The 4,754-nt window shown below is 42.0% G+C and carries 5 protein-coding genes and 4 pseudogenes; 8 read left to right on the top strand and 1 reads right to left on the bottom strand.

Annotation, left to right across the window (positions count from 1 at the left end; translation table 11 throughout):
* Positions 1–270 (bottom strand): annotated as a pseudogene (locus H6F92_RS20280) (IS1/IS1595 family N-terminal zinc-binding domain-containing protein); the annotation flags it as partial.
* 70 nt (positions 271–340) lie between these two features.
* Between H6F92_RS20280 and H6F92_RS20275 the strand changes: the two are divergent.
* The 8 genes and pseudogenes from H6F92_RS20275 to H6F92_RS26250 form a co-directional block, all read left to right on the top strand.
* Positions 341–802 (top strand): annotated as a pseudogene (locus tag H6F92_RS20275) (zinc ribbon domain-containing protein); the annotation flags it as partial.
* A 150-nt stretch (positions 803–952) separates the two neighbouring features.
* A complete protein-coding gene (locus H6F92_RS20270) occupies positions 953–1,654 on the top strand; it encodes an NnrU family protein (RefSeq protein WP_190359245.1) in 702 nt (233 codons plus the stop codon).
* An 88-nt stretch (positions 1,655–1,742) separates the two neighbouring features.
* Positions 1,743–2,069, top strand: a pseudogene (locus tag H6F92_RS20265) (thioredoxin family protein); the annotation flags it as partial.
* Between the two features lie 278 nt (positions 2,070–2,347).
* Entirely contained in the window at positions 2,348–3,004 is a 657-nt protein-coding gene (locus H6F92_RS20260) for a vWA domain-containing protein (protein ID WP_190359244.1), read from the top strand.
* A 13-nt stretch (positions 3,005–3,017) separates the two neighbouring features.
* The gene (locus H6F92_RS20255) at positions 3,018–3,785 is read left to right on the top strand and encodes a PP2C family serine/threonine-protein phosphatase (protein WP_190359243.1); all 768 of its coding nucleotides are present in this window, start codon (positions 3,018–3,020) and stop codon (positions 3,783–3,785) included.
* Positions 3,786–3,898: 113 nt separating this feature from the next.
* On the top strand, positions 3,899–4,177 hold the full coding sequence (locus H6F92_RS20250; RefSeq protein WP_002772034.1) for a BrnT family toxin: 279 nt from the start codon (positions 3,899–3,901) through the stop codon (positions 4,175–4,177).
* Between the two features lie 4 nt (positions 4,178–4,181).
* A complete protein-coding gene (locus H6F92_RS20245) occupies positions 4,182–4,391 on the top strand; it encodes a BrnA antitoxin family protein (RefSeq protein ID WP_081417880.1) in 210 nt (69 codons plus the stop codon).
* Positions 4,392–4,577: 186 nt separating this feature from the next.
* A pseudogene (locus tag H6F92_RS26250) lies at positions 4,578–4,754 on the top strand (SUMF1/EgtB/PvdO family nonheme iron enzyme); the annotation flags it as partial.

Genomic DNA, 4,754 nt, shown 5'->3' with positions numbered 1-4,754 from the left:
TAATAATCCGGTAAGAGTTTGCCGACTTGTTTAACCCAATTCATAATTGTCGGATGATGGACGTTTTTAACCCTTTCAATGGCTCGAAAACCCAGACCATTAACCTACATTTTCAGACCTTCCCGTTTCATTTCTTCAAAAATAACCTCTCTGGGGTTCATAACCCTCTATAAATTGTCTTCCGCCGTTCACACAAATATAGTTCTGTTTTCCTTTTTTATGACCATTTTTATTGATATGATTGGATTGAGATTCAGGACATTGCCTAATTTCTGAGCTTGATAAGGGTTATTTTTGGGTGATCGCCTTCATCCCTAATCATACCCTAAATCAGCAACGCCGAATTGTTAAACGAGCGGATGGTTATTATGTCCAATTCTGCCTTAGCGTTGATATTCGGGAATATGCCAAACCCCTAGAACCAACAAAGAAATGTGTGGGATTGGATGTAGGTTTCAAAGTTTTCTACGCTAACATTTGGGGAAACAGTAGAGATACCGCAATACTATCGCAAGGGTAAGGCGACAGTGGCAGTATCACCCCATAACACCAATCAAAATTGCTCTAATTGTGGTCAAAAAGTCCCTAAATCTCTATCTACAAGAACCCATATTTGTCCCGATTGTGGCTATGTAGAAGATAGAGATATTAACGCCGCTATCAATATTCTGAAAAGAGGACTAAGTACGGTGGGACACACCGAAACCCCCCCCTTGCCCCCCACCCCCCCGATGTCGGGGGGGGGAGAGATTCCCTCTGGCGAATGTTGGATACGTCCTGTCAGATTAAGGAAACTCGATGAACCAAGAATCCCTCGCATGAGTGCGACGGGAGTGTCAATGATGAAGCAGGCAGAGTTGGGGGTAATATAATAGGTGGGTTGGGTTGAGGCAGAAAACCCAACCACGCCAACGGTTACTATGAAAGGTTTTAGTCAATCAAGAGGGTAAAAGTGGCATTTGCTAGTCATTGGATCATGTTAGGTTTACTACTGGGTTTTGCTGTTGCCCATAGCGGATTAGCCAGTTTACGAACGCGAGGAGAAGCTATCATCGGTGCGCGACTGTATCGGGTATTATTTGCCCTTGTGAGTATCCCTCTAGCCGTGATTTTAGTAGTTTATTTCTTCAATCATCGTTATGATGGTTTGCTTCTCTGGCAAGTACAGGGAGTAACCGGAGTAAAAACCCTAGTTTGGATACTTTCGGCCATTTCTTTTTTCTTTCTCTATCCTGCCACCTTTAACCTGCTGGAGATCGCCGCTATCCAAAAACCCCAGGTTCATCTCTACGAAACCGGCATCCTGCGCGTCACCCGTCATCCCCAGATGGTAGGACAGGTGATCTGGTGTATTGCCCATACCCTCTGGTTAGGGACAAGCTTTACCCTATTAACTTCTCTCGGTTTAATTGCTCATCATCTTTTTGCTGTCTGGCATGGCGATCGCCGATTAGAAGACCGTTACGGAGAGGCATTTTTAAAGATCAAAGAACGCACCTCGGTGGTCCCCTTTTTAGCGATTATCGATGGTCGGCAAAGCCTAAAGTGGCAAGAATTCCTTCGTCCTGCCTATCTAGGAGTAACAGGGTTTATTTTACTCCTCTGGTGGGGTCATCCTTGGCTAATACAAGCAACAGGTAAAATTTATTGGTGATTTTGCTCCCAACCCCTTTCCTATTGATCCCGATTGGTGTAAGATGGTTTCTATATCAAAATTAAGTTTTCATAAAATCGGTTTAGACATGATGCTATCTGTCAACGAAGAGAGCTTCCCTAAGCTAGTTTTAGAGTCTTCTCGTCCCGTCCTCGTGTATTTTTGGGCTCCCTGGTGTGGTTTATGTCGTTTAATCCAACCCACCCTCTTGTCTTGGCAAAATGACTGTCAAGGTGCGATTGAATTAGTCGGTGTCAATGCCGATAATAATTTTAAATTAGCTAATAGTTTTCGTCTGCGTAGTCTGCCTACTTTAATTCTCTTCGATCAAGGTGTTCCCGTTCACCGTCTGGAGGAAATTCACAGTCGCGAGGAATTGCAACAAACCCTGCGACTAATAGTCAAAAATCAAATCCGGTTCTTCTCGTTTCCGTGTGGGAACGAGGTCTATACTGAGAGTTTCTTCTGCAAAATAGTCCTACAAGTCTTGCTCAATAAGCATTTCACTATTCTATAAGCGCAAATTATCACACAAAGTCGAGAAGAGCCTCAAATCCTGCGTTCAGCTTAAGGGAAAGATGTCTTTTCTGATGGGACTGGCAGAGATAATATAATAGGACAAAAAGTGGATAATCCCAATTCCTACAACTCCCATAGTTCCCCCAGTTCAAAAAATTAGGAGGCTTGAAAAAAATGCCGATTGGTGTGGCTGAATTTGTCGAAAATCAGGAAAATCGCTGTCCTGTGGTATTACTACTGGATACCTCTGGTTCAATGGCAGGAGAACCGATTAAGGCTCTCAATGATGGTATCAAAACCTTTCAGGAGGATGTGATGCGGGATACCCAAGCGACGTTGAGTGTAGAAACCGCCATTGTCACCTTTGGTAATGGAGGGGTTAAAACCGTGCAAGATTTTGTCGGGATTGACCAATTTACGCCACCGACTTTAACCGCAGGAGACTTAACCCCCATGGGAGAAGCGATTGAATTGGCTTTAGATTTAATCGAAGATCGTAAGGCGATTTATAAAAGTTATGGTATCCAATATTATCGTCCCTGGATATTTTTAATTACTGATGGTGCGCCTACGGATCAATGGAATCTGGCGGCGCAACGGGTAAAACAAGGAGAAGCAGAAAATCGGGTTTTATTTTTTTCTGTAGGTGTTCAGGGTGCTGATATGGAGACGCTCAAACAGATTTCTAATAATCCCCCCGTGTTACTCAATGGTTTAGATTTTCGGGATTTATTTCAGTGGTTAAGTAACTCAATGAAACGAGTTTCTGGTGGTAAAATTGGAGAAGCGATCGATTTACCACCAGTGAATTGGGGACAAATTACCACCTAGAGGACAGTTAATTATGTGGAGAACATTATGTCAGTCGGTGGTCGGTAGTTTTCACGTCCAAACGGGATTACCCTGTCAAGATTACGGTGCTTATAAATTATTGGGTCAGGATGTTTTGATTGGAGCCGTGGCCGATGGGGCCGGTAGTGCAAAACATTCGGATTTCGGTGCGAAAATAACAGTTAAAGCAGCGCTGCAATTTTTAGAGGAAAAGCTCAAAAAAACAGCATTAGCTGCCACTGGAACTGAAGCGGAATTAAAGGAAATATTCCGGCAACTGTTGGCTTATGTTCAGCAAATTCTCCAAGAAGAAGCCGAAAAAGAACAGTTAGACATTAATGATCTGGCGACAACTTTACTGGTTGTTTTGGTTACTTCAAAACGATTAGCGGCGATGCAGATAGGAGATGGTTTTATTGTGTTCAAACCTCTGGGGGGAAATTATCAATTATTGTTTCAGCCTGACAAGGGAGAATACATCAATGAAACCACTTTTGTTACTTCTAGTAATGCTTTGGAGGAGATGCAAATAAAAATTTTAACCGAGCCAGTTGCCTTTATTTGTGTGGCGACAGATGGAGTGGAAAAGGTATCGATCGATTATAAAAATTGGCAGCCTTTTCCGCCTTTTTTTCAGCCATTGGAAGAATATTTACAACAGACAGAAACGCCATTGCAGGAAGATCTCAAAGAATTTTTAGAGCGGGAGGATTTAAATAAGTTAACAACCGATGATAAAACCTTACTCCTAGCTTTTTGTTTAGAAACCGGGTTTGTTTAGGAAAGGGTTTAAGAAACCGGATTTGTTTGACAAACCCGGTTTCTGGATCATTTTTGATCCCTTGTGTCAAGGCGCTACCTTGGAACCTAATATTAACGAATCTACCTCAAACAATGAAGTACGAATGGGATCAAGACAAGAGCGACGCTAACTTAGAGAAGCACGGACTGAGTTTTGAGGATGCACCGCTAGTTTTTGGTGGTAAATGTGTTACCTTCGAGGATAGCCGTTTCGTTTATGGTGAGATAAGATATATTACGCTTGGCAAATTGAAAGGTCGAGTTGTCTTAATCGTCCATACCCCTCGCTCTAATAAAACTCGTATAATCTCAATGAGAAAGGCAAACAATCGTGAGCAAAAAATCTATCAAAAGCGACTTGAAGAGAATTGATGCGATGACGGATGAGAATATCGATTATTCTGATATTCCGCCATTAGGTGATGAATTCTTTACCCAAGAAACAGTATCTTTTTCGACATCAAAGCAGCAATTAACCATCCAACTAGATCAAGATATATTAGAATGGTTAAAAGCTCAAGGGAAAGGATATGAGACACAAATTAACTACATCTTGCGGGAAGTGATGGAACAGCAGCAGCAGTAAAAAACAATGAACCTGATTTGATTACATCTACCCCAAACAATCGTGAGCAAAAAATCTATCAAAAGTAATCTGTAGGTTGGGTTGAGGAACGAAACCCAACTCAATTATTAAAAAATGTTGGGTTTCACTATCGTTCAACCCAACCTACGATGGGACTGAACAGCATAAATACTCGGAGATTTTTTGATGTCTTTAACTTATCGCTGTCAACTACAGAATCGCCTGATTACCCTGACGCAAGAATTGGCCAACAGTGGCGAAGCGAAAGTATGGCACACTAACTTTAATGGGTACTTAGCGAAAATCTACCACAATCCCCATAATGAAAGGGTTGATAAATTACAGTTAATGGTGAGAAATCGG

Source organism: Microcystis wesenbergii FACHB-1317, assembly GCF_014696875.1.
In the GTDB taxonomy this organism is placed as follows: Bacteria; Cyanobacteriota; Cyanobacteriia; order Cyanobacteriales; family Microcystaceae; genus Microcystis; species Microcystis wesenbergii_A.
This window is presented reverse-complemented; position numbering and strand designations above follow the sequence as displayed.